General features: G+C 62.7%; 20 protein-coding genes and 4 tRNA genes. 11 read left to right on the top strand and 13 right to left on the bottom strand.

What is annotated here, in order from left to right:
• Positions 1–23: 23 nt before the first annotated feature.
• Both AACW87_RS11300 and AACW87_RS11295 read right to left on the bottom strand, forming a co-directional pair.
• Positions 24–1,205, bottom strand: a complete 1,182-nt coding sequence (locus AACW87_RS11300) for an aminotransferase-like domain-containing protein (protein ID WP_241326761.1) — start codon at positions 1,203–1,205, stop codon at positions 24–26.
• A 216-nt stretch (positions 1,206–1,421) separates the two neighbouring features.
• Positions 1,422–2,489: a M28 family metallopeptidase gene (locus tag AACW87_RS11295; protein ID WP_241326760.1), complete on the bottom strand. Its 1,068-nt coding sequence runs from the start codon at positions 2,487–2,489 to the stop codon at positions 1,422–1,424.
• 350 nt (positions 2,490–2,839) lie between these two features.
• Here AACW87_RS11295 and trmB point away from each other — a divergent pair, with 350 nt between their 5' ends.
• The 6 genes from trmB (at position 2,840) to AACW87_RS11265 (ending at position 7,896) form a co-directional block, all read left to right on the top strand.
• Positions 2,840–3,553: a tRNA (guanosine(46)-N7)-methyltransferase TrmB gene (trmB, locus tag AACW87_RS11290; RefSeq protein ID WP_241326759.1), complete on the top strand. Its 714-nt coding sequence runs from the start codon at positions 2,840–2,842 to the stop codon at positions 3,551–3,553.
• Between the two features lie 31 nt (positions 3,554–3,584).
• Positions 3,585–3,917, top strand: coding sequence for a YggL family protein (locus AACW87_RS11285; RefSeq protein ID WP_042037566.1), 333 nt, complete (start codon positions 3,585–3,587; stop codon positions 3,915–3,917).
• 117 nt (positions 3,918–4,034) lie between these two features.
• Positions 4,035–4,955, top strand: coding sequence for a glutaminase B (gene glsB / locus AACW87_RS11280; protein ID WP_241326758.1), 921 nt, complete (start codon positions 4,035–4,037; stop codon positions 4,953–4,955).
• A gap of 29 nt (positions 4,956–4,984) precedes the next feature.
• Complete coding sequence (locus tag AACW87_RS11275) at positions 4,985–6,280, top strand: sulfurtransferase (protein WP_241326757.1); 1,296 nt, start codon at positions 4,985–4,987, stop codon at positions 6,278–6,280.
• Positions 6,281–6,396: 116 nt separating this feature from the next.
• Positions 6,397–7,572, top strand: a complete 1,176-nt coding sequence (locus tag AACW87_RS11270) for a S8 family peptidase (protein WP_241326756.1) — start codon at positions 6,397–6,399, stop codon at positions 7,570–7,572.
• Between the two features lie 114 nt (positions 7,573–7,686).
• Positions 7,687–7,896 (top strand): YgdI/YgdR family lipoprotein, encoded by a 210-nt coding sequence (locus tag AACW87_RS11265; protein ID WP_042870938.1) that lies wholly within the window; start codon positions 7,687–7,689, stop codon positions 7,894–7,896.
• 53 nt (positions 7,897–7,949) lie between these two features.
• Here the strand turns inward: AACW87_RS11265 and AACW87_RS11260 are convergent, their stop codons facing one another.
• The 5 genes from AACW87_RS11260 to AACW87_RS11240 form a co-directional block, all read right to left on the bottom strand.
• Positions 7,950–11,510 carry an ATP-binding cassette domain-containing protein gene (locus AACW87_RS11260; RefSeq protein WP_241326755.1) on the bottom strand — a complete coding sequence of 1,187 codons (3,561 nt, stop codon included), beginning with the start codon at positions 11,508–11,510 and terminating at the stop codon, positions 7,950–7,952.
• A 101-nt stretch (positions 11,511–11,611) separates the two neighbouring features.
• The gene (locus AACW87_RS11255; RefSeq protein ID WP_241326754.1) at positions 11,612–12,889 is read right to left on the bottom strand and encodes an alpha/beta hydrolase; all 1,278 of its coding nucleotides are present in this window, start codon (positions 12,887–12,889) and stop codon (positions 11,612–11,614) included.
• A 409-nt stretch (positions 12,890–13,298) separates the two neighbouring features.
• Positions 13,299–13,374, bottom strand: a tRNA-Asn gene (locus AACW87_RS11250).
• Between the two features lie 5 nt (positions 13,375–13,379).
• A tRNA-Phe gene (locus tag AACW87_RS11245) sits at positions 13,380–13,455 on the bottom strand.
• A 196-nt stretch (positions 13,456–13,651) separates the two neighbouring features.
• On the bottom strand, positions 13,652–15,898 hold the full coding sequence (locus tag AACW87_RS11240; RefSeq protein ID WP_241326753.1) for an immune inhibitor A domain-containing protein: 2,247 nt from the start codon (positions 15,896–15,898) through the stop codon (positions 13,652–13,654).
• Positions 15,899–16,350: 452 nt separating this feature from the next.
• On the opposite strand from AACW87_RS11240, the gene rraB reads away from it, so the two are divergent.
• Positions 16,351–16,698, top strand: a complete 348-nt coding sequence (rraB, locus tag AACW87_RS11235; protein ID WP_080741122.1) for a ribonuclease E inhibitor RraB — start codon at positions 16,351–16,353, stop codon at positions 16,696–16,698.
• A 78-nt stretch (positions 16,699–16,776) separates the two neighbouring features.
• Here rraB and AACW87_RS11230 read toward each other — a convergent pair whose 3' ends face one another.
• A complete protein-coding gene (locus AACW87_RS11230; RefSeq protein ID WP_241326752.1) occupies positions 16,777–18,750 on the bottom strand; it encodes a sensor domain-containing protein in 1,974 nt (657 codons plus the stop codon).
• Between the two features lie 171 nt (positions 18,751–18,921).
• Here AACW87_RS11230 and AACW87_RS11225 point away from each other — a divergent pair, with 171 nt between their 5' ends.
• Entirely contained in the window at positions 18,922–19,416 is a 495-nt protein-coding gene (locus tag AACW87_RS11225; protein ID WP_017410927.1) for a hypothetical protein, read from the top strand.
• Between the two features lie 213 nt (positions 19,417–19,629).
• Here AACW87_RS11225 and AACW87_RS11220 read toward each other — a convergent pair whose 3' ends face one another.
• Genes AACW87_RS11220 through rsgA form a run of 5 tightly spaced genes read right to left on the bottom strand, consistent with a single transcriptional unit; the run spans position 19,630 to position 22,487 of the window.
• Positions 19,630–20,028 (bottom strand): hypothetical protein, encoded by a 399-nt coding sequence (locus tag AACW87_RS11220; RefSeq protein WP_098982569.1) that lies wholly within the window; start codon positions 20,026–20,028, stop codon positions 19,630–19,632.
• A 2-nt stretch (positions 20,029–20,030) separates the two neighbouring features.
• Positions 20,031–20,294, bottom strand: coding sequence for a DUF2960 domain-containing protein (locus AACW87_RS11215; RefSeq protein ID WP_043556263.1), 264 nt, complete (start codon positions 20,292–20,294; stop codon positions 20,031–20,033).
• The gene (locus AACW87_RS11210; RefSeq protein WP_241326751.1) at positions 20,284–20,553 is read right to left on the bottom strand and encodes a VF530 family protein; all 270 of its coding nucleotides are present in this window, start codon (positions 20,551–20,553) and stop codon (positions 20,284–20,286) included. Before AACW87_RS11210 ends, AACW87_RS11215 begins: the two co-directional genes overlap by 11 nt.
• Entirely contained in the window at positions 20,550–21,422 is an 873-nt protein-coding gene (asd, locus tag AACW87_RS11205; protein ID WP_241278639.1) for an archaetidylserine decarboxylase, read from the bottom strand. Before asd ends, AACW87_RS11210 begins: the two co-directional genes overlap by 4 nt.
• A gap of 30 nt (positions 21,423–21,452) precedes the next feature.
• Positions 21,453–22,487, bottom strand: a complete 1,035-nt coding sequence (gene rsgA, locus AACW87_RS11200) for a small ribosomal subunit biogenesis GTPase RsgA (RefSeq protein WP_042870911.1) — start codon at positions 22,485–22,487, stop codon at positions 21,453–21,455.
• A 91-nt stretch (positions 22,488–22,578) separates the two neighbouring features.
• Here rsgA and orn point away from each other — a divergent pair, with 91 nt between their 5' ends.
• The 3 genes from orn to AACW87_RS11185 all read left to right on the top strand — a co-directional run bounded on the left by orn (position 22,579) and on the right by AACW87_RS11185 (position 23,501).
• Positions 22,579–23,124 (top strand): oligoribonuclease, encoded by a 546-nt coding sequence (gene orn, locus AACW87_RS11195; RefSeq protein ID WP_241326750.1) that lies wholly within the window; start codon positions 22,579–22,581, stop codon positions 23,122–23,124.
• A gap of 189 nt (positions 23,125–23,313) precedes the next feature.
• Positions 23,314–23,389 (top strand) — tRNA-Gly (locus AACW87_RS11190).
• Positions 23,390–23,425: 36 nt separating this feature from the next.
• Positions 23,426–23,501: transfer RNA gene (locus tag AACW87_RS11185), tRNA-Gly, on the top strand.
• Positions 23,502–23,519: the final 18 nt, after the last annotated feature.

Here is a 23,519-nt window from a genome sequence, read left to right as displayed (position 1 = left end):
GGTTTTTTTCATGCCGTGGCTCGTCAGAGCATGCGGGCGAGGGCGCGAGTCAGTCGCTTGACCCCCTCTTCTATGGTGGCCTCGTCCACGCAGGAGAAGCTCAGCCGCAGGGTGTTCTGGATCTCGGGGCGCACATAGAAGGGCGCGCCGGGCACGAAGGCCACCTTCTCCTTGATCGCCTCGTCGAACAGCGCCATGGCGCTGACGGTCGAAGGCAGGGTCAGCCAGAGGAACATGCCCCCTTCCGGTCGGGTGTAGCTCACGCCGGGCGGGCAGTGACGGGCCAGTGCGGCCTCCATGGCGGCACGTTGGCGGCCATAGACCTCCTTGATCTTCTCCAGATGGGCATCCAGCGAGTTGTCGATCAGGAAGCGGTGCAGCACCTGTTGGCTGAAGGCGTTGCTGTGCAGGTCGGTGGCCTGCTTGGCGATGGTGACCTTCTTGCGCAGCCAGTCCGGCACCAGCATCCAGCCGAGGCGGAAGGCGGGCACCACCGTCTTGGAGAAGGAGCCGAGCAGCACTGTATTGTTCGGTGCCAGCTTGGCGATGGGGGGCAGGTGTTCGCCCTCGAAGCGCAGCTCGCCATAGGGGTCGTCTTCCACCATCAGCAGCTCGTGGCTGACCAGTCGCTCGGCCAGCGCCTCGCGGTTGGCACGGCTGTAGGAGACGCCGCTCGGGTTCTGGAAGTTGGGCACGCCGTAGAGCAGCTTGGCGTTGGAGCCGCTGGCCAGCAGCACATCCAGCGCCGCCAGATCCAGTCCCTCTTCCCCCAGGGTGATGGGCTTGAAGGCCGGTTGATAGACGGAGAAGGCCTGGATGGCGCCGAGGTAACCCGGCTCTTCGATGATGAGATCCTGACCCTCGTCGATCAGCACCTTGCCCAGCAGATCCAGCGCCTGCTGGGAGCCGCTGGTGATGAGGATGTTGTCCGGGTTGACGCGCATGCCGTGGCGGGCCAGATAGCGGTCGGCTATGTACTGGCGCAGCGGGGCGAAGCCCTCGGTGGCGGCATACTGCAGGGCGGCGGCCCCTTGCTCGCGCAGCACGTCCTGGCAGGCCTGGTCGATGGCCTTGACCGGGAACAGGTGCGGATTGGGCAGACCACCGGCAAAGGAGATGATCTCCGGATTGGCGGCGACCTTGAGGATCTCGCGGATAAAGGAAGGCTCTACCTTCTCGAAGCGCTGGGCAAAAAACGGCTGCATAGGACTCTCTCTGGCATGGTGAGCGGTCGCTCCATTCGACCGCCAGGTTATCCGTTTGTATCAGATTTAAAAAATGAGGCAATGGCTGTAACAAAAATCGATAAAAAAGGGCAGGTTTGGCACCTGCCCGAATTTTATCGGCCGGGGGCGGCCGTGGAGCGCAAAAAGCCCTGAATTGGTCCCGGGCCAGCGCGCGTCATTGACGAGTCGCCGGCGTTACAGGCCCGGCTCCTTGAGGAAGCGGATCATCAGATCCGTGTTGGCGCTGAGCTGTTGCTCCACCCGGCCCGGGAACAGTTCGGCCATCTTGTCGAGGCGGTCGTACTGGGTATGCCAGATCTTGCCCCACTGGGTTTCGCTGTCCCGGTCGCAGGCGCTCTTGGTGGCGTCGTCGTAGCAGTCCCACAGCGCCGGATTGGTGGTCTGGGAGTAGCCGTCATAGCCATCCGCTCCGTTGATGGTGAAGTTGGTGGCCTCCACGTAGGCGATGGGCACCCCCAGGCAGGCGAACGGCGCATGATCCGACCAGCTGCCTGTCTCCCCTTCCGGATAGCCGGCGTAGCTGGGGTGGATGGCAAACGGGGTGGCGGTCAGCTTGGAGACGGCCAGCAGGCGATCCCGCACCTTGGGATCGAAGCTGTAGCGGCTCGGATCGGCGCAGTTGTACTCGGCCACGTCGGAGTGGGCCGAGTGAACGTAGACGATGTCGCCCCCGGCTATGGTGTCGTAGTTCACCATGGCCAGCAGGCGGGCAATGGCGGTGCTGTCCAGGCTGGCGGCATAGGCCTTGGAGCCGTTGAGGCCGTTCTCCTCCGCGCCGAAGAAGGCGAAGCGCACCGTGTAGGGCAGGGTCTGCCCCTTGAGCGCCTCGGCGACCGCCAGCAGGGCAGCGACGCCAGCACCGTTGTCGGTGGCCCCTTCAGAACCCTTCTTGTCGCCCGTGCTGTCGTAGTGGGCGCCGATCAGGATCACCTTGTCGCTCTGGCCCTTGAGCTCGGCGACGAGGTTCTGGGAGGTCTTGCTGGCCCCGCTCTTGGTGTAGGTGAAGGGCTGGTTTTGCACCTCGTAGCCCCAGCCGGCCAGGTGATCCTGGATCCAGGCGGCGGCGCGGGTCTCGGCCTCTGAGCCCGTGGGTCTGGCACCTATCCCCTCGGCGGTCGAGCTCAACTGCACCAGATACTCATAGGCCTGCTCGGCAGCGGTGGGGGCCTGCGAATCATTGGTGGAGGTGTTGCACCCTGCCAGCAGGGCTGTGATGGCAAACGCCAATGCTGTGTGTTTCATACTGCAATCCTTTGTTGTGTATGGTTTTATTTGCGCAGGCCAGCATGCGCCCGGCGCCCGGCAGATTCTGTGAACGGGGTGGCATTTGTCAATCCTTGTGGCGGAATTGGTCAGGTGCGGGGGATTTGTTTCGCGAAACACTTGCGCCTTGGGCCTATCTTGGGATAATTCGCTACCCAGTTTCGCGCATTGATGAAATAACGCGCCATTCATCCACGAGATCCGTGACTCTGGGTGATGAAGCAACGAGCAATTCATTCATGTCGTCAGTGACCCTGGGTGATGAAATAACGAACAATTCATTCCTGTCGTCTGTGACCCAGACCGATGCAATAACGAGCAATTTGATTATGCCTGTGACCCAAGATGTATTTAACGAAGACGGCAAGTTCATGCGCAAGATCCGCAGCTTTGTCCGTCGCGAAGGCCGCCTGACCAAAGGGCAGGAGAAGGCTCTGGAAGAGCTCTGGCCGGTCATGGGTATCGATTTCGCGCCAGCGCCCCTCGATCTGGTCGCCCTGTTTGGCCGTGAGGCCCCTGTGGTGCTGGAAATAGGCTTCGGCATGGGCGCCTCCCTGGTGGAGATGGCCAAGAATGCCCCCGAGAAAAACTTCATCGGCATCGAGGTGCACTCGCCGGGTGTGGGTGCCTGCCTCGGCACAGCCCAGGAAGCGGGCGTCACCAATCTCAAGGTCATCTGCCACGACGCGGTGGAAGTGCTGGAGCACATGATCCCGAACGGCTCGCTTGCCTGCCTGCAGCTGTTCTTCCCGGATCCCTGGCACAAGAGCCGTCACCACAAGCGCCGCATAGTGCAGCCGGCCTTTGCCCAGGATATCCGCCAGAAGCTGGCCATAGGTGGCGTGTTCCACATGGCCACCGACTGGGAAAACTATGCCGAACACATGCTGGAAGTGATGAGCGTCGCCGAGGGTTACGAGAACACCTCCGCCACCGGCAACTGGGTGGCTCGTCCCGACTGGCGTCCGCTGACCAAATTCGAACAACGGGGCCATCGTCTGGGCCACGGGGTTTGGGATCTGATTTTCAAACGCGTTAACTAATTTAACGAGTCAACTAACCTAAGGAGCTATCATGGCCAATCGTAGCCGCCGTCTGCGTAAGAAACTGCGAGTCGACGAATTCCAGGAAATGGGATTCGACATCAGTTTCAACTTCCCGGTCGGCACTGCCGAAGCGACCATCGATACAGTAGTCGATGCGATGATCGATGAGGTTGTTGAACCCCGTAGACTGGCTTTCGCCGGTTCAGGCCACCTGGCCTGGGAAGGGATGATCTGCACTCAGCAACTGGGCAAATGTACCGAAGAAGACCGCGCCGTCGTCAAATCCTGGCTGGAAAGCAAGGGGATGGAAGCCGTGGTGGTCACCGAGCTGTTCGACCTCTGGTACGGTGAACCGGCCTGAGACTCGGTCGCCTGTTGCAGGCGCCTTGTTGTGGGTAGATAGACAAGTCCCGCCGCTGGCGGGATTTTTGTCGGTGGGGATGGGATCTCCACACCCGTTTTAGTCATGGAATCCTTTATGGTGTTGTCATCCGAATTACTGGCCAGCATTCTGGCAGAGGTGCGCCCGCTGCTCGGACAGGGCAAGGTGGCCGACTACATTCCCGCCCTGGCCCGGGTGCCGGCCGACCGGCTCGGTATTGCCGTCTGTACCGTGGAGGGGGAGCTGTTCACCGCAGGTGACGCCTTCGAGCCCTTCTCCATCCAGAGTATCTCCAAGGCCCTGAGCCTGACCCTGGCCCTCACCCTCTATCAGGAGGAGGAGATCTGGGCCCGGGTAGGCAAGGAGCCCTCCGGCCAGCCGTTCAACTCCCTGGTGCAGCTGGAGTTCGAGCACGGCATTCCCCGCAATCCCTTCATCAATGCCGGAGCCCTGGTGGTGAGCGATCTGCTGGAGACCCGGCTCACGGCCCCGCGCCAGCGCACCCTGGAGCTGGTGCGCCGCCTCTCCGGCAATCCGGCCATCATGGCGGATCAGGTGGTGGCGCGCTCCGAATACCAGCACTCGGCCCGCAATGCGGCCATCGCCTATCTGATGAAGGCCTATGGCAACTTCGAGAATGAAGTGGACAAGGTGTTGCAGAGCTACTTCAGTGCCTGTGCCATTCGCATGAGCTGCGTCGATCTGGCGCGTACTTTCCTCTATCTGGCCAATCGCGGGCTGCCGCTTGGCGAGAGCACGTCGCTGTTGCCGGCTCGCACCACCAAGCAGGTCAATGCGCTGCTCGCCACCTGCGGCCTCTATGACGAGGCCGGTGATTTTGCCTATCGGGTCGGTATGCCGGGCAAATCCGGGGTCGGAGGGGGTATCATGGCACTCATCCCCGGTGAGCTCTGCATCTGTGTCTGGTCGCCCGAGCTCAACAAGGCGGGCAACTCGCTGGCGGGCACGGCGGCGCTGGAGCTGCTGGCCGAGCGGCTGGGCCGCTCCATTTTTTAACCCTGTTCACTATGAATCGAGACATCACCATGAAACGACATCTTCGCTTCCTGCAGGCCGCGCTGGCGACCTTACTGCTCTGGTGCGCACTGCCCGCCTTTGCCGCCGAATTGCCGCCGCTCTCGCTGGCCGATGCCAAGAGCAAGCAGGCGGTCATGCTGGACACCCGTGCCAGCCACTTCTATCAGGGCTGGCCGATGGAAGGCGAGAAACAGGGTGGCCATGTGGCCGGTGCCGAGAACCTCTCCGCCGATTGGAAATACAGCGATGACGAGTGGCCCAAGGCGCTCGAGATCAAGGGCCTGAAAGCCGATCGTCCGGTCGCCCTCTATGGCGCGCCGCGGGAAGTGGCCGAAGTGGCCCGCATGCTGCGCAAGCAGGGCATCAAGCAGCTGTTCGAGCTGCAAGGCTGGCAAGCCGCACCGCGCGAGCATCTGGTGCGCTGGCAGCAGCTGGTCTATCCGCGCTGGCTGGCGGATCTGCAGGAAGGCAAGCCGGTCGCGGCGGCGCCGAAAGGGGACTGGAAGCTGTTCGAAGTGGATTGGGGTTCACCCAAGGCCTACCTGCTGAGCCACATCCCGGGGGCCGGCTACATAGATACCAACCGTCTGGAAGAGGAGCCGCTGTGGAACAAGGTTTCTGACGAGGCGCTCAAGGCGCTGCTGCTGGAGAACGGCATCCGTCACGACACCACAGTCATCCTTTATGGCCGCAACACCATGGCCGCCGCCCGCGCGGCGCATCTGATGATGTATGCCGGCGTGCAGGACGTGCGCCTGCTGGACGGTGGTCTGGATGCCTGGTTCGTGCAGCATCTGCGTACCGAGACCGGCCTGCCCAACAAATATGAGCCGGTGAAGGAGTTTGGGGTCGCCATTCCGGCCCATCCCGAGTACTACACCACCCTGAGCCAGGCCAAGGCGCTGCTCAAGCAGCCCAATGGCGCCCTGGTCAGCGTGCGTACCTGGGACGAGTTCGTCGGCAACACCTCCGGCTACAGCTACATCAAGCCGAAGGGCGACATCCCGGGGGCCAAGTGGGGTCGCGGCGGTGTGGATGCCAACAGCATGAGCGATTTCCACAACCCGGATGGCACCATGAAGCCGGCCGGGGAGATCCTCACCATGTGGGACGAGTGGAATATAGAGCCGGCCCAGCAGGCCGCCTTCTACTGCGGTACCGGCTGGCGCGCCTCCGAGGCCTTCTTCTACGCCTGGCTGATGGACTGGAAGCGGATCAGCGTCTACGACGGCGGCTGGTATGAGTGGAGCTCGGATCCCAAGAACCCCATCGTGACCGGCGAGCGTCAACCTGCCAAGCAATGAGCCAATAGTGATCACGAGGCCGGACAGATGTCCGGCCTTTTTGTATCCGCTCGGGCCTGCGCCAGCCGGGCACTACACTTTGCGAGTGACAATCAGGTCGATGCAAGGAGTGACCTATGAGACGGATATGGATAGGCCTGCTGGTGGCAGGCGTGCTGGGGCAGGGCGCCATGGCCGCCGAGCGGGCCCGCTATCTGGTGCAGCTGGCAGCGGGTGCCGAGGCGGCTGTGCTGGCCCAGAGCAAGGGAATGGGCGGCGAACTGGCATTGCAGCTGCCTGAGCAGCATGCGCTGGCGCTCTGGTTGCCCCAGGTGGCGGCCGCGGCCCTGGCCCGCAACCCCAAGGTGTTGTGGGTCGAGCCGGATGCCAAACGCTACACCAGCGCCGAGACCCTGCCCTACGGCATTCCCATGGTGCAGGCTCCGCTGCTCAGTGACGCGGCGGCGGGAGAGGTGCTGGTGTGCATCATAGATTCAGGCTACAGCGGCGCCCACCCGGACCTGCCCCACGGGGCTCAGGTGCAGGGCAGTGACAACGCAGGCACCGGCAGCTGGAGCAGCGACGAGAACGGGCACGGCACCCATGTGGCGGGCACCATAGCCGCCGTGGGGGGCAACGATATCGGCGTGGTCGGGGTGCTGCCAAACCAGAGCGTGCCGCTGCACATCATCAAGGTGTTCGGCGCCAACGGCTGGGCCTATACCTCCAACCTGGTGGGGGCCCTCAACGCCTGCAAGCAGGGGATGACCAGTCGCGGCTTTACCCGCATGGTCATCAACATGAGCCTGGGGGGCAATGTGCCCAGCAAGACAGAGGAGCAGGCCTTCAATCAGGCCTATGGCCAGAACGTGCTGAGCGTGGCGGCGGCAGGCAACGCGGGCAATACCAGCAAATCCTACCCGGCCTCCTATGGCAGCGTGGTGAGCGTGGCCGCCATCGATGCCAACAAGCAGCTGGCGTACTTCTCCCAACGCAACGATCAGGTGGAGCTGGCGGCCCCCGGCGTCGCCGTGCTGTCGACAGTGCCGACCGGCTATGCCAACTACAGCGGCACCTCGATGGCGACGCCGCACGTGGTCGGGGTCGCCGCTTTGGCCTGGTCACAGCGGCTGGAGTGCAGCAACGATCAGCTGCGCCAGACCCTGCGCAGCAGTGCCCAGGATCTGGGTGCGCCTGGGCGCGACAACAGCTATGGCTATGGCCTGGTACAGGCCAGGGCCGCGGCGGATCGGCTGGCGCTCGGCTGCGGCCCGGGCACCGGAGGCAGTGGCAAGCCGGGTGGTCGTAAGTAGCTGATTTTTGACATGGATCCCGTTCCGGCAATCTGTTTTTCCGGGGCAATGGGGTTGAGCTAGGCTTCAGTCACCATCCTCGTGGTGAGGGTGAAGAGGGAGACGAGACAGGCGATGAAGCAACTGATGATGATCCTGGTGTGTGCACTGGGACTCGTGGCGTGTAGCTCTCAATACATCATGAGTACCAAGGACGGGAAGATGATCACCACCGACAGCAAGCCCAAGCTGGATGAGAGCACCGGCATGTACCGCTATTACGATACCGAAGGGCGGGAGGTGATGATCAAGAAGGACGACGTCACCCAGATCATGGAGCGTTGAGGCTCCACCAAAGAACAAGGGCTGCCCGCGAGCAGCCCTTGTTATTTTCGGCCTCAGCTTATCTGGGCCACCTGCCGATTGACCTGGCCCACGAACAGCTGATGGAAGCGGGAGTGGGAGTTGGCCAGCAGGCTGACCGGCGAGCCCTGTTCCACCACGGTTCCCGCCTCCATCACCACCACCTTGTCCACCGACAGCAGCGGCTCCAGATGGTGGGCGATCACCAGGTAGCTGGCCTCGGGCCGGTAGCGATAGAGCAGCTCCGCCATCTTGCGCATGCCGCCGTGATCGAGATCCGACGTCGCCTCGTCCAGTACTATGAGCGGACGGCGTGACAGCAGGATGCGGGCGATCACCAGCAGCTGGGTCTCGCCGGCCGACAGTTGCAGCTTGTCGAGATCCTCGTCCAGCCGGCCGGCGCAGCGCTCGGCCAGACCGACCCGGGACAGCGCCTGCTCCAGCGCCTCGTCATCCTGCTCGGTCAGCGGCGCCAGGTTGGCACGCAGGGTGCCGAAGAAGGTGAGAGGCGTCTGGGAGACTGTGTCGTAGAGATCGCGCACCGCCTCCGGTGCAAGCCGGGACAGCGGCTGATCGCCGTAATGGATCTCTCCCTGGGAGGCCGGGTACATGGCCTGCAGCACCCCGAGCAGCGAGCTCTTGCCCGCGCCGGTACGCCCGCAGACGCCAACCTTCTCGCCGGGGGCCAGTTCGAAGTTCACCTTGTGCAGGGCCCACTGGCTGGCTTGTGGATAGCGCAGCCCCAGGTTGTCGAAGCGCACCCTGGGATGGGGCGTCGCCAGCGCTTCCCCATGCTGGCGTTCGCTCTCGATTTCGCTGTACTCGCGCACCCGCTCCACCGCATTCATCACCTGCTCCACCTCGGCGAAGGTGCGAATGAGGGAGTTGAGCATGGCCGAGGCGGTAAAGGCGTAGGTGATGGCCACGGCCCCCAGCAGCGAGCTGTTGCCAAAGGCCACCATCAGCGCCACCGCGCCCACCAGGGCGGCGGAGAGCAGGGTCTGGTGCATGCCGAGCCAGCGGTTGATGGAAGTGGTGGTGTACCAGCTGCGCAGGTTGTTGTCATAGTGCAGCAGCACCTGATCCAGCGCGAAGCGCTCGGCTCCGGCCAGACGCAGGGCGGGGGCGCCGCGGATGGTCTCGCTGATGCTGATGTAGAGCGGCGAGCGCAGCACGGATGCCTGCCGCCGCAGCTTGAGCTGCACCGCCCGGTAGCGTCGCTGCAGCACGTAGAGTGCCCAGCCAACCAGGGGGGCGATGAGCAGCAGCAGCGGCATGTTGACGCCGATCACCACCACCTGCAGCAGCACGGAGATGAGCATGCCGAACAGCCCCATCAGCATGGACAGCAGTATCTCCTGCGCCTCCCCGAGATCCCGATCGAAGCGGTTGAGGATACGCCCCTGCGGCACCTTGTCGAAGAAGGCCATGGGAGCGCGGCTGATGCGGCTCAGCATGCCGTCGAACAGGGTCCAGGCCAGCTTGAGCCCCAGCTTGTAGTTGATGACCCGCACCACCATGATGCAGGTGAGGGAGCCTGCTCCCAGCAGCACATAGATGCCGAGCAGCTCGCTCACCTCGGTGAGGCCGGCCTTGCCGCCGAGCCAGAGATCCGAGGCGATGCGCAGCCCCTCCTGGCCCAGGGTAAGCAGCAGGGCGATCAGGATGGCGCCGGGGGCGGCGAGACGCTGCCACATGAAGCCGAACAGGCCCCAGTCCACCTTGCCTTCCACCACCTTCTCTTCGTTGAACTGTTCCGCTTCCTGGGGGGCCACCATGGGGGCGGGGAGCGGATGCTGGATGAGGTCCGCCAGCTGGTGGGCATCGAGCTCCACCAACTGGCCCTGCTCGATGCGGATCACCCGATCGCAGTGGGCCAGCACGTCAGGGTCGTGGCTCACCAGCAGCCGGGTCGGTCCCGGTTTGAAGGCGAGCCCCTGCTCCAGCACCTGGGCCGAGACGATGGGATCCAGCGCCGAGAGGGGGTTGTCCAGCAGCAGGATGTCGGCCTGGGCATAGAGGGCGCGGGCCAGGGCGACCCGCTGCTGCTGGCCGCCGGAGAGGCGGGTGCCGAGCTCCCCCACCAGGGTCTGATCGCCGTGGCTGAGCAGGCTAAGGTCGGCGCCGAGGGCGCTGGCCCCCAGCACCCAGCGATAGCGCTCGCCGTGCCAGGGCTGGCCGAACAAGATGTTGTTGCGGATGGTGTCGTTCATCAGCCAGGGCTTATGACCCAGGTGGGCGACCCGGCCGTGACGGCGGATCTCCCCCTCGAAACTGTCGTCAAAGCCGGCGATGAGGTGCAGCAGGCAGCTCTTGCCGGCCCCTGTCGTGCCCGTGATCCCCACCAGTTCCCCCGGCTGTATGATGAGGCTGGCCCCCTGCAGTACCGTTTTTTGCTGGTGCAGGGCGGTGACGTCCTGGATCCGCAGGCTGCCGACGGGCAGGCTGGCATCGGTGAGATCCCTGTGCTGCTCCGGGCTGTTGAGGAACTCGCACAGCCGGTTGAAGCCGGTGTTGAAGTTGATCAGGGTGCGGATGAGATAGGGCAGCCGCATCATGGGGATCCGCAGCACGGCGAACAGGGCTATGGTGGTGAACACCTGGGGCAGGGTCAGGCTCTGTCCCGACATCAGATAGGTGGTGAAGGTGGCGAGCGTCACCAGCAGCGGCGTGCTCAGCATCAGGCTCTCGTTGATGGCGTCGAGCTTGAGCACCCGACCGAGCACCCCCAGCTCCTGCTGGCGCTTGTTGTTGGCCGCCCGGGTGAAGAAGGCTCCGAGCCCGTTCTGGCGCACCAGCCGCAGCTTCTTGATGTATTCCGCCAGTATGCCGTTGCGCTCGTCCTGCTGGCGCTTGAGCTGCTGCTCCTGCTGGTTCATCCGCCGCACCACACGGGTGGAGATGAGCAGCAGCAGGGTGAGGACGGCAAAGCCGACCAGGCCGGCGCTGCCCACCTGCCACACCAACAGGGCTATGGTGCCGAGCAGCTGCAGTGCCATGGTGAGCGGCATGGCGGGGTCCGCAAGAATCCAAGTAATGTCCCACACATCCCGGTTGATGAGATTCTGCACCCGGCCACCGGCCCTGTCGTCGAAGCTCTTGCCGCCGAGCTTCATCACCTTGGCGAGCAGGGCTTCGGCCAGCAGACGGCGAATGGGGACGTGCATCTTGAGCGCCAGCTGCAGCGAGTGCTCCGCCAGCATGCCGGCGGCCAGCACCGAGGCAAACAGGGCGAAGGCCAGCAGCAATTTCTGCTCGGTGGGGGCGCCCGCGCCGAGCTGGGTCATGCTGTGGTTGAGCAGCCAGGGGCTGGCCAGGGTCGCCAGCATGCCGAGCAGTTGCAACAGGGTGAGCAGGCCAATCCGCCCCTTGTAATGGCGCCAGATGAAGGCGGTGATGGGCCAGGGACGCACAGGCGCGCGGGCTGTGAGTCGAAGGAAGGCATCGGCCCTGCCATCGCGTCTGTCTTCCGGCAGCAGGGGATAGAGGTCGTCGAGGCCGACCTGGGGCTCTTTCAGCCCCTTGCGTTGCAGCGGGCCCGTCCAGTGATAGAAGAGGCGGCTCAGCCAGCCGGCCGAGATTTCCGGGTGATCCAATGGGTGTCCTTATTATTGTGCTGCTTCCAGGGAGCGGGGCGACTCATGGGTCGCCCTCGATATTGTGGTGTTATGGCTGCGGGCTCGTCGCCCGGTCGGGATCAGCGATCCCGGTTCAAGCGGATGAGTCGGTCCAGGATCTGCTCGCCATCGACCCGCAGGCCGTTGTGCTCGTATTCGTTGGTGATCCAGGCGCGGCTGTTGCCTAGGCCCTTGAGGGTCTCGCGGCTGTAGTCGAACTCCACATACATGTCTTCGGCATAGACGGCGCAAGCCACAGGCACTGTGTTGCGGGCCAGCTGCGCCGGGTCGTAGAGCGGCCCCCAATCGGCCTTCTTGGCCAGCAGATGGGCGGCTTCCTTCAAGGGGATCAGCTCGCGGAACTGCTCGAACATCCAGGGGAAGATCATCTCGCCGGTGAAGGCGAAGTCTTTGCCGGGCGCCCAGGCCAGGGCCGGGTACTCGCCTCTGACCCGCTCGGCCGCCCAGTTGCTGGCGGCCCCTTCGGCGTAGATGGACTCATGCAGTATGGCGAACACCGGATTGGTGTTGAACGGCTGCATGGCTTGTACCTGATAGAGGAAGGCGGGGTTGAGCCGCTCGCCGATGAAGGCGTCTTCCAGCAGGTAGTAGAGCTCCTCGAAGGCGCCGCTGGCGCCGAGATCCAGCCCCTGCTGCTGCAACTGCTCCACCGTCAGACGCTGGCCGTTGGGCAGGCGTACCTCGTGGCGGTGCAGGTGATTGGCCAGCCGGTTGGCGATGGCCTGGGCATGGGGGAAGCGGGTGAAGAAGGCGCGGTTCTTGTCCGCCACCCGTTGATAGGTGGCGCGGTAGACCTCATCTGCACTGCGGCCTATGGGGGCCACGCCGCCAGTGAGGTAGACCTCGTGCAGGCTGTCCGGGAACAGGGAGAGATAGGTGAGGCTGCAAAAACCGCCGAAGCTCTGGCCGAGCAGGCTCCAGGGGCGGTCCGGGCTCAAGATCTCGCGAATGCATTCCGCGTCGCGCACTATGCTGTCGGCGCGAAAGTGGCTGAGATAATCCGCCTGCTGCCGGGCCGTGAGCTGGGCCAGCGCATCGGCGCTGATGGGGGCCGAGTGACCCGTGCCGCGCTGATCGAGCAGCAATACCCGAAATTCCTGCAGGGCCCGCTTGAGCCAGCCGCTGTCGGCGGTCGGGCGCGGGGCGCCAAAGCCGGGGCCCCCCTGCAGGAACAGCAACCAGGGCAGCTCGTCGTCCAGTCTGTCCTGGCGGCAGAGGGTACGACCAAACAGGGTGAGCGTCTCCTCGTCGTCCGGCTGCTGGTGGTCGAGGGGCACGGTGAAGAAGTGTGGTTCGCAATGGATGCCGTCCAGCACGTAACGCAAGGGGCTGCTCATCTTGGGTCTCCCTGAGGGTAGGAAAATCGTCGGCCTCATCATAGCCCTGGCGTGGGAATGGGTCACGCCGGTTTTCCAAATTGTTAACATTGTCATGAGCCGGGACGCGGGCGTCTGGCTGATGAATTTATTGTCGACAAGGGAGTTGACGCTGGCTGGTGGTTACACAAAGATGGCTCGCCTGCCGAGCTGGGCAGGGGATACGCGCCGCAACAGGTTGAGGTGGGCTCGATGAAGCCTAAGTGGATACGATTCAGGAAAAGAGAGAAAGAGGTAGATCCGGAGGGGGTGTTGCAAACGGGCCTGTGGCTGTTTAGCGCCACCTGTGGGGCAACGCTGCTATTGGCGGCCTGCAACGGCAGCTGACCGGAATGAAAAAAGCCCGCTCGATGAGCGGGCTTTTCAAATTTGGCTCCTCCTGCTGGACTTGAACCAGCGACATACGGATTAACAGTCCGCCGTTCTACCGACTGAACTAAGGAGGAATTATTGGTGCCCAGAGACGGAATCGAACCGCCGACACGGGGATTTTCAATCCCCTGCTCTACCGACTGAGCTATCTGGGCAACGGCGCGCATTAAACCCTTTCTGCGTTCGGGTGTCAACCGCAGGGCGCAGATTGCTGCACCGTTCGCTCGATAACCGAACAATTTGCCCGCTTGTCATCCGTTTTTGCCCTCATTCGTGCCCTGTTGTGCTGTCTTGCCTGTTTGCTGCCATGAAAAAGGGGGCCTGAGGCCCCCTGAACGCCAGTGTCATGACTCAATGACGGCTGACGATGATCCTGCCTGTGCTCATGTCACGGGCCTGACCTGTGACGCTGATCTTGAGGCCATACTCGGGCAGCAGACGACCGGCATCCGGGATCTCCTTGCTCTGGTAGCTGCGGGAATCCTTGAACACCCGGTTCGGGGTGATCCAGAAGTCGCGCAGCAAGGAGCCGCTCGGGTGCTTGAGGTTGAGCGGTTGCTGGAAGCCCAGGCTGAAGGTGGCATCGTGGATCTGGTAGCGAGTACCGGCCACGGCCCCATCGCTCCACATAAGGGTGCGCTGATCCGCATCCACCACCCCGAGGAAGCCCTCACCCGGATGGGTTCCCACCCAGTTGTTGGCCTGGCTGTTGTCCACGTACCAGAGCAGCATGCCCGGCTCGTAGCGCATCAGCTGATCGGCCACATTGATGTGGGCCAGCCCCTTGTCGACCCCGGCGTGGTTGCGCCACTCGGCCAGGTAGTAGTGATCCTTGGCCTCGTTGCCGTTGCTCTTCACGAAGCCGGCCAGGGTAAAGGCAGAACTGCCCTCGGCCCCGTCGCTCAACAGCACCTCACCATCGGCAGCCACCTGGAGCTCATCCACGAACAGGCCGTTTTCGGCCACGCCGCCATCGCTCTGGTATTGCAGGGTCAGGGTGATCTGCTGACCGGCCCAGGGGGTCAGGTCGAACTCGGCATCGGTCCAGCCGTTGGAGTTGCCCGTGATGCCGACGCCGAAGCCGACCCCGTTGGGATCGTCGCTGGTGGTCAGGTTGCCCGCGATGGGCTGGCCGTTGACCAGCACCCTGGCGTAGTCATACCCCTCTTCAATCTGATACCAGGCCTTGAACGCCAGGCTGGCGCTCTGCCTGCCGCCCAGATCCAGCTTGAGGCTCATGCGGTTGTCCAGGTTGTTGGCCTTGCCACCGTGGTATTGGTACTGGCCGGCGTAGGGCGGGTTGAGCGGTATCTGCTTGGCGGGCAGGTTGATGCGCACCACGTCGTCGTTGCGACCCTTGTCGTTGGCCTGATCCAGCATGTAGACGTTGCCGCGGGGGCTGAGGTCGGCGAGTTGCACATTGCTGCCATGCAGCCAGTTGCCGCCGAGGGAGGCCTGCAGGAACTCCTTGGCCCAGGCGGAGAACCCGGTCGGCTCCGTGCCGCCTATGACCCCGGCCCAGGAGCCGGAGGACATGATGGACCAGGTGGCCACCGGCTCTCCCTTGCCGGTGTACTTGGTGTCGTACTCGTCCGGTAGCCCCAGATCGTGGCCATATTCGTGGGCACAGACCCCGGCCGCCGCATCGATGGGCTGAATGGTGTAGTCGTAGGCCGCAAACTGGCCGCCGAAGCTGCCGTGCGGGCTGCTGGTGCCGGGGATGGGGAAGGGGGCACCCAGGTTCCAGCGGTGTGCCCAGATGGCATCCTCGCCGAGATCGCCGCCGCCAGCCTCTTCACCGACGCTGGAGTGGAAGATCATCAGGTGGTCGATGAGGCCGTCCGGCTCGTCCCGGTTGCCGTTGCCGTTCAGATCGTAGCGATCCTCCTGGTCAAACTGGGCCAGATCGATGGCGGGATCGTTGGCTACCTGGATCAGCGCCTCCTTCACCAGGTCCCGTATGGTGTTCGGGGTGGCATTGGCACCGTAGTAGGCGGCGTTCTTGCTGGCGGTATACCAGCCCGCCACCTGACCGCGCACGCTGTAGCTCTTGCCGGATTGCTGCTCGTAGAACTGGCGCATGGAGATGAACTTCTCGCCGTTCGGGCCGGCATAGCCCTTGTCGGAGAACAGCAGGTCGTTGTAGTGCGCCTGGGTGTAATCCGGGTAGTACATCTTGGTGAGTTCGGGGCTGACGCTGTTCTTAGGGTAATCGGGGAAGTCCACCAGGATGGCGAGGATCTTGTCCTTGCGCATCTTGCCCTGGTAGTGCTCCTTCTCGATGGCCTTGAGCAGCAGGGTCGGTACCCGATCGCCGGGACGGGCCGTGCCGTTGAAGCGGATCTTCTTGAGGATGGTCTCCCGCACCTTGCCCTCTTTCACCGCCAGGGTGCCACTGCTGCCGTTGTAGGCTCGTGACTTTTCGCGGTAGAAGCTGGCCAGGGCGGCCTGTTCCATCTCGGGAGAGGCCAGGGTCGGGATGCGGCCGCTCTTTTTGAGCATCTCCAGCACCTTTACCTCGTCCGCCAGAGGGGCATCGAACGGGCCATGCACCGGGGCGGCCATGGCGTGGTTTCCAATCATAAGGGTTGAGCCCATGAGCAGGCTCATTATTGTTTTTTTAGGCATTATCTATGTGCTCCTTCACATGATAAAAAGGGAGCCCTGCTGGCTCCTCTTTCCGTACGGGCAGTGCTCCGCCCGCGTCCCTTGATACACCCCGGGCCTGGCCTTGTCACCGTGTTCAGGCTGGTTGATAGTACTGATATTAAAGTGCTTTTCGATGGCGTTATGCCGCTGGTGACCTCTCTTATGAAGTTCCGTATGGGGCATGTTGTGGGCGGTGGCAGATTACACTTTATTAACCTTTTGTGATGGCACCCCATTTGGGGTGGCCGTGGCGGACCCGCTATCTTGGTTTGCCGCATTGAGCCGGATGCGCTCTGCGGGTATGCTTTGCCGCAACTATGCCGCCCGGGGTGCAGCGAGTCTGAACAGGCACCCTGTGGCCGACGGCATTTGACACCAACCAAGTACCATCTGGGGTTAATATGAGTCTTGATATGCAAGAGTGGCGTGCAGAGACCACCGCCATCGTCAACGAGTTGCTGGCCGATGGCAGCAACCCGGATCTGGAATACGAGATTGAGCACCACTTCGCCTGCCAGGATTTCGATCAGCTGGAGAAGGCCGCCGTCGACCTGTTCAAGGCCGGTTTTGAAGTGACAGATGCCGAAGAGATGGAGCTGGATGACGGCGCCCCCATCTTCTGCTTCGACGCCACCGTCGAGTGCAAGCTGGAGATCGAGACCATAGTCGCCGACATCGAAAAAATGCTGCCTATTCTTCAGAAATACGGTGTGGACTACGACGGCTGGGGCACCTACTTCCAGGAGTAAGCTGGCTTGAAGCACAGCTGACTGTCTGCCTGACAAGCAAAAGGCCACCCTCTGGGTGGCCTTTTCGTTGGCTGGCGGTCAGGCGCCGGGCAGCCGGTAGCTGCGGGCAAACTCGTCGGGGGGCAGGGGGCGGCTGAACAGGTAGCCCTGCAGCCGATCGCAACCGGCCTGCACCAGCCAGGCCTGTTGCTCTGGGGTTTCGACCCCTTCGGCCGTGATCCTGATCCCCAGCTCGTGACCCAGACCTATGACGGAGCGCACTATGGCGGTGGTGGCCTGATTGGTGGTCAGTCCCTGGGTGAAGCTGCGGTCCAGCTTGAGGGTGGCTACCTGCAGCCTCGGCAGGTAGGCGAGCGAGCAGTAACCCGTGCCGAAGTCGTCGATGGCGAGCTGGAATCCCGCCTCAATCAGGTTGGCCAGGTTGCTCTCGATCTCGTCGGCGTTCTCCATCAGCACGCCTTCGGTGATCTCCAGCTCCAGTTGCCAGGGGGCCAGGCCGTGGCGCTCGATGCAGGCGAAGATCTGCGGGCAGAGCTCGGGGTCGCGAAATTGCAGCGGCGACAGATTGATGGAGAGCACCAGATCCGGCGCCGCCGCCTGCCAGCGCGCCAGCTGGGCGCAGCCCTGCTCCAGCATGCGCTGGCCAAGCTGGCCGATGAGCCCCAGCTCCTCCGCCAGCGGGATGAACTCATCCGGCGAGATCATGCCGAGCTCGGGGTGAGGCCAGCGGCAGAGCAGCTCGGCCCCGTGCAGCTGATTGTTGCGGGTGCTGATGATGGGCTGATAGACGGCGGTGAGCTGACCCGACTTGATGGCCAGCGGCAGCTGGGCCGCGATCAGCTGACGGCGCTTGAGTTTGGCGTCGAGTTCGGGATCGAACAGGGTGCAGTGCTGCTGCTGACGCTTGCCCTGGGCCAGCGCGGCCTCGGCATGGCTCAGCAGCCGCTCCGCATCGTTGGCCTTGCCGTGGGCTATGCCGAGGAACACCGGGATATGGATCCTGTGCTCCTCGACCTGATAGGGCACCATCAGCTCCCCTTGCAGGCGGTGGCTCCAGTCGGCCAGCGGTTCGGTCAGCTCGGGCAGCAGCATGGCGAAGTCGTCGGCGGCGACCCGGCACACCAGCGACTGGGGCGGAGCCAGCTGTTGCAGGCGGCGGGCCACCTGACTCAGCAGGCGATCGGCCACCCGGATGCCGAAGCGGTCGTTGATCTCGCGAAAGTGTTGCAGATCGACCAGCAGCAGGCTGGCCTTGCGGGCGCCGAGATGGCGGCTGGTCTGCAGAAAGTGGGAGAGCTTGAGCAGGCCGGTCAGGCTGTCGTAGTGCTGCTCCTGCTGCAGCTGGGCCTGGGTGGTGCGCAGCCCTGTGATGTCTCGGCTCAACGTCAGGATGCCGAGAGAGTTGCCCTCGTCGTCCGGCACATCGACCCGGGTGACCTCCAGGTAGCGGCCCTGGCCGCTGGCATCCACCAGACAGTATTCACCGCGCCCCATCGGCAGCTCGGTGGAGAGGCGGTGAGCCACCCGCTGGCCGAGCGCCTCGCTCGCCACCATGCCCATGAAGTCGAGAAAGGCCTGATTGCAGTCGATGAGCAGGCCCTGATGATCCTCCAGTCGGATGGGATCCGGGATGGCGTCCAGCAGGCGGCGCTGCAGCAGCTGTTGCTGGCGGAAGGTCTGCTCCAGCTCCTTGCGCTGACCAATCTCGTTGACCATGCCGAACAGGGCGACCGGCTTGCCCTGCTCGTCATAGAGCGGGATCTTGTGGATCTCCATCCAGCTGGTGGCATCGCCGCTGTGGCAGTGCAACTGCTGATAGAGCAGGGGCTTGCCATCCGTCAGCAGCTGCTGATCCTCTTCCCGAAAGATGTCGCCCCACGGCATGTCCGCGTCCGTCTTGCCGATGAGATCCGCCGGTTGCAACAGCCCCGCCTGCTCCGTAAAGACCCGGTTGGCAAACAGGTAGCGTCCGGCCGTATCCCGGCAGAAGATATTCATGGGTAACTGATCGATGATCTGCTGCAGCAGAGTCAGGGTGAGCAAGGAATTCACGCAGACACTCACGGGGGAAATTTCGAGCAAATCTATGATAGCAGGCTGGTTTTGTAAAGCTTGGGTTAAGGCTGATGCATTTCTGTCGATCTCTGCTGACAGTCTGTGTCGCTGACGCCATAATAGCCGCCGGTTGGCCTATGGCCGGATTATATGGATGAGAGAAGCAGCATGAAAAAGATTGTGGGAGTAGCACTGGCCCTGTTGATGGCCGGTTGTGCCAGCGACAACAATGGCGGCGAGCAGTACCGCTATACCCCGCCGGTTGCCAAGGCGACCAACAACACCCAGGAGATGCAGATCCCGGTGGATCTGGTGTGGGCCCGCGCCGAGAAGTGGTTTGGCGATCACGGCCTCAACATCGAGAACAGCCAGCGCGGCTCAGGCCTGATGACCGCCAACGTCGAGAACTCGGCCGACGGTCTGGAGTGGCTGGATTGCGGCACCATGGGTTCCAAAGTGGCGTTGGGCAACCCCAATCTGCAGATCAACCTGATCATCACCCAGAGCGGCAACAACAGCGTGGCGACCGTCAACGTCAAGGGCAACACCCAGCTCTACTTCGTCGAATCCTCCGGCGAGCGCGTGCTGGCACCCTCCATCACCCCGGTCTGCGTCTCTCGCGGCAGCCTGGAACAGAGCCTGTTCTCTACCCTGGGCAACTGATCCGCCTCTGTCAGCCGCCCGCTTGCCTGGCGGCTCGCACCAAATACCCCGTTGCCTGCAACGGGGTATTTGTTTTTGGGGCCGCGTGCCGCAAGGCGGGGAATGCCGCCATCCGCTTATCCTGGCTGCCACTCCCGCATGCCAGCATGGTGCGACCAGCCATAAAAAAACGCCCCGGCAGGAACCGGGGCGTTTGATGGCATGGGTAGGCAATCAGAGGGCGCTGTCGCCGTGAAACAGTGCCTGCTCGCCGGATTTGAGCAGATAACCCTTCCAGGGGAAGAGCTGATAGGCGCCGCCCTGCCAGGACCAGTTGCCTTCGTCTCCTTGCCGGGTCAGGCGGGTCTGCTCACCGCTTGGCAGTGTCAGTTCGGCCTGGCTCTGGTCGGCGTTGAACAGCACGAAGGCGCTGCCGGTTTCATTCGCCTCGAGGGATTGCAGCCGCACCGCCTGCTCGAACAGACGCACGCACTGGTTGGTCAGCGCTGACCATTGATAACCGGCGCTGGCACGACAGCCGTGGATATCCTGATCATTGCCGACCATATGCTGGGTCGGGGTACTGCAGGCCGCCAGCAGCAGGGAGGCGGCCATCAGAGTCAGAGTGCGCATGCTTACTCCTGCTTGTCTTCGAGATTGTCCCGTTCGATGACGATGTTGGAGAAACCCAGCTCCTTGAAGTAGTTCTCCTGATAATCCTTCACGCTCTTCTTGTCGCGGCGGCAGACCTGCGCCAGCTGGGCCTCCATGGCGTGGAAGCTGGCGAGATCCAGCCCTTCGGCGGCGGCAATGGCGTCGTAGATGCTGCGGAACTTGTCGTTCGCGTAGCCGAGCTCTTTGGTCTGTTTCTTGTAGGTGTAGGTGATCTTAAACGCCATCTGGCCCTTCCTTCTTCGATTTGGCTTGCTTGCGCTGGACATAGAGATAGAGGCTTTCGACCTTCTCCCGGGCCCAGGGAGTCTTGCGCAAGAACTTCAGACTGGACTTGATGCTGGGAGCGTCGGTGAAGCAGCGGATGTTGATCTGCTGTCCCAGCTCTTCCCAGCCATAGTGCTCGACCAGGGCGGTGACGATCGCCTCCAGGGTCAGCCCGTGCAGCGGGTTCTTTGGTTGCAAGGCGCCTGGCTGCTCACTCATGCCTTGGCCGCCAAGGTGGCAAAGGGTTGACCCATACGGGTGGTGACGCCGTTGGCCAGATGCGGCTCGAAGCCCGCCAGCATGCCGGGTCCAAACAGGCAGACGACTGTGCTGCCGAGTTTGAACAGGCCCATTTCGGCCCCTTTTTGCAGTGTGATGGCCTCATCGCCGCTGTAATCCCAGCGCACCACTTCCTTCTGCTTGGTCGGCGCTATATTGCCGGCCCAGATGGTCTCGATACTCGCGACTATAGTGGCGCCAACCAGCACCAGCGCCATGGGGCCATGGGGGGTGCGGAAGGTGGCGACCACCCGTTCGTTGCGGGCGAACAGGTTCGGCACCTTCTCGGCGGTGAGCGGGTTGACGGAGAAGAGATCCCCCGGCACGAACACCATGCTCTCCAGCACGCCGTCCAGCGGCATGTGGATGCGGTGGTAATCCTTGGGCGCGAGATAGATGGTGGCAAAGTCGCCATCCTTGAACGGCGCCACCAGATCCTCATAGCCACCCAGCAGTTCACGGGCGCTGTAGTCGTGGCCCTTGGCCTGGATGATGCGACCCTGATGGATGGGGCCGAGCTGGCTGACGGTGCCGTCCACCGGCAGGGCCAGAGTCATGGCATCCTCTACCAGCGGACGTATCCCCGGCTTGAGCTCACGGGTGAAGAACTGGTTGAAGCTCTTGTAGTGGGCCGGACTCTCGTGCAGCGCCTCGCTCATGTCGACGCCGTACTGCTTGATAAACGCCTCTATCACCTTGGTGGTGAGGTTGCCGGCTTCGGCAGCCGCGAGCTTGCCCACCAGACGGGAGAGGGCGTGTTTGGGCAGGCAGTATTGACCGGCAATTTTCAGGTTGTCAGTGATGCTCATGATCTTCATCGAAATAATAAGTTGAATGGGTCACAGCCGGGCCTGTTGCCGACCGTGGCGGGCTTCCTGCATGGTTTCCAGGATGCGGTGATAGTTGTGGAAGCGATCGGCGCTGATGTCGCCACGGTCGACCGCCGCGCGCAGGGCACAGCCGGGATCGTCCTTGTGGGTGCAGTCGCGGAATCGGCAACCACCCAGGTAGTCGCGGAACTCGATGAAGCACCAGGTGATGCGATCGGCTTCCAGATGCCAGAGGGCGAACTCGCGGATCCCGGGGGAATCGATCAGATCGCCGCCGCTCGGGAAGTGATAGAGCCGCGCCGTGGTGGTGGTGTGCGTACCGAGTCCCGAGTTTTCGGAGATCTCGCCGGTCAGCACATCCAGCCCCGGCATCAGGGCGTTGGTGAGCGACGATTTGCCCACCCCGGACTGGCCGACGAAGATGCTGATCTTGCCTTCGAACTGGGCCTTGAGCTCATCCAGCCCTTCGCCGCTCTCGCAGCTGACCAGGATCACCTGATAGCCCAGCTTGCGATAGGGGTCGAGCTGGCTATCGATGCGGGCACGGGCCGCGGCATCGAGCATGTCGACCTTGTTCAGCACTATGAGCGGCTGTATCTCCACATCCTCGGCGGCCACCAGATAGCGGTCGACGATGTTGGTGGAGAACTCGGGCATCACCGCCGAGACGATGATGATCTGGTCTATGTTGGCGGCGATGGGTTTGACCCCGTCGTAGAAGTCCGGCCGGGTCAGCACAGAGTGGCGCGGATGCACCGCCTCTATGACCCCTGCGGTCGCGGCATTGAGGCCGGGACGCCAGACCACCTTGTCACCGCACACCAGGCTGCTGATGCTGCTGCGACGCAGGTTGCTGCGGTGTATGGTGCCATCGACGGCTTCCACGTCCGCATGCTGACCGAAGCGGCTTATCACCACCCCTTCGATAGCCGGGCCAAACAGGGTGTCATCCACGACAGTAGTGTGATCTTTTTGCAGCCGCCGCTCGCGGTTGGCCTGGACGCGCCTTTGTTGACCCAGATTGAGTTTTGCTTTCTTTGCCACTCGATTCGCCAGTTTATGAACAGATCCAAAGCCAGTATGATACATGCAAATTGGCAAAATTCCGCCATTCCTCCCAATAGAGAGAGCAATCATGACAGTCAGCGCGCAGAACCTGGTATGGATCGACATGGAGATGACGGGTCTGGACCCCGAAGAGAACGTGGTACTGGAGATCGCCACCATAGTCACCGACAAGGATCTGAACGTGCTGGCCGAAGGGCCTGTCATCGCCATCCACCAGAGCGATGAAGAGCTGGCCAAGATGGACGACTGGAACGTCAACACTCATACCAAGAGCGGGCTGGTGGCCCGGGTCAAGGCGAGTGAATATGACGAGGCCAAGGCCGTGGCCGAGACGCTGGCGTTCATTCAGGAGTGGGTGCCGGAGCGTACCAGCCCGCTGTGCGGCAACAGCATAGGCCAGGATCGCCGCTTCATGGTCAAGCACATGGGCGAGCTGGAAGCCTTCTTCCATTACCGCAACGTCGACGTCAGCACCATCAAGGAGCTGGTACGTCGCTGGCAGCCCGAACTACTGGATCAGTTCAGCAAGAGTGGCTCCCATCAGGCGCTGGACGACATCCGCGAATCCATCGCCGAGCTGCGCTTCTATCGCAGCCATGTCTTCAAGATCTGAGTGCCAGGCAAGGAGTTGCCATCGATTGGTTGCTAAAATCGACAGTTCGGCCAGCTTTTGAGCGAACGCGCGCAACCAGACGAAAAAGCCCTTGCAATTGGAAAGACTGCTCTTATAATTCGGCTCCCGTGCAGTAGCGCAAGCAACCAAATGCTGCACGATTTGTTTTGATGCCATTTTATGGTGTGTGCGGGAATAGCTCAGTTGGTAGAGCACGACCTTGCCAAGGTCGGGGTCGCGAGTTCGAGTCTCGTTTCCCGCTCCAAATTGTGATGATGAAACTGGTTCAATCCAGCCCGATGCGGGAATAGCTCAGTTGGTAGAGCACGACCTTGCCAAGGTCGGGGTCGCGAGTTCGAGTCTCGTTTCCCGCTCCAATCATCCTCACAGGCCAC

The organism is Aeromonas sp. MR7 (assembly GCF_963899385.1).
GTDB lineage: Bacteria > Pseudomonadota > Gammaproteobacteria > Enterobacterales > Aeromonadaceae > Aeromonas > Aeromonas bestiarum.
Note: the sequence above shows the minus strand (reverse complement) of the source record. Positions and strands in the feature narration are given on the sequence as shown.

Bases quoted from the DNA above. Each gene is read 5' to 3' on its own strand.
- AACW87_RS11220 (WP_098982569.1), bottom strand. From the start codon at position 20,028: ATGCGCACTCTGACTCTGATGGCCGCCTCCCTGCTGCTGGCGGCCTGC.
- AACW87_RS11270 (WP_241326756.1), top strand. From the start codon at position 6,397: ATGAGACGGATATGGATAGGCCTGCTGGTGGCAGGCGTGCTGGGGCAG.
- AACW87_RS11240 (WP_241326753.1), bottom strand. From the start codon at position 15,898: ATGGGCTCAACCCTTATGATTGGAAACCACGCCATGGCCGCCCCGGTG.
- rraB (WP_080741122.1), top strand. From the start codon at position 16,351: ATGAGTCTTGATATGCAAGAGTGGCGTGCAGAGACCACCGCCATCGTC.
- asd (WP_241278639.1), bottom strand. From the start codon at position 21,422: ATGAGCATCACTGACAACCTGAAAATTGCCGGTCAATACTGCCTGCCC.
- AACW87_RS11255 (WP_241326754.1), bottom strand. From the start codon at position 12,889: ATGAGCAGCCCCTTGCGTTACGTGCTGGACGGCATCCATTGCGAACCA.
- glsB (WP_241326758.1), top strand. From the start codon at position 4,035: ATGGTGTTGTCATCCGAATTACTGGCCAGCATTCTGGCAGAGGTGCGC.
- AACW87_RS11225 (WP_017410927.1), top strand. From the start codon at position 18,922: ATGAAAAAGATTGTGGGAGTAGCACTGGCCCTGTTGATGGCCGGTTGT.
- AACW87_RS11265 (WP_042870938.1), top strand. From the start codon at position 7,687: ATGAAGCAACTGATGATGATCCTGGTGTGTGCACTGGGACTCGTGGCG.
- AACW87_RS11275 (WP_241326757.1), top strand. From the start codon at position 4,985: ATGAAACGACATCTTCGCTTCCTGCAGGCCGCGCTGGCGACCTTACTG.
- AACW87_RS11215 (WP_043556263.1), bottom strand. From the start codon at position 20,294: ATGGCGTTTAAGATCACCTACACCTACAAGAAACAGACCAAAGAGCTC.
- trmB (WP_241326759.1), top strand. From the start codon at position 2,840: ATGCCTGTGACCCAAGATGTATTTAACGAAGACGGCAAGTTCATGCGC.
- orn (WP_241326750.1), top strand. From the start codon at position 22,579: ATGACAGTCAGCGCGCAGAACCTGGTATGGATCGACATGGAGATGACG.
- AACW87_RS11295 (WP_241326760.1), bottom strand. From the start codon at position 2,489: ATGAAACACACAGCATTGGCGTTTGCCATCACAGCCCTGCTGGCAGGG.
- AACW87_RS11210 (WP_241326751.1), bottom strand. From the start codon at position 20,553: ATGAGTGAGCAGCCAGGCGCCTTGCAACCAAAGAACCCGCTGCACGGG.
- AACW87_RS11285 (WP_042037566.1), top strand. From the start codon at position 3,585: ATGGCCAATCGTAGCCGCCGTCTGCGTAAGAAACTGCGAGTCGACGAA.
- AACW87_RS11300 (WP_241326761.1), bottom strand. From the start codon at position 1,205: ATGCAGCCGTTTTTTGCCCAGCGCTTCGAGAAGGTAGAGCCTTCCTTT.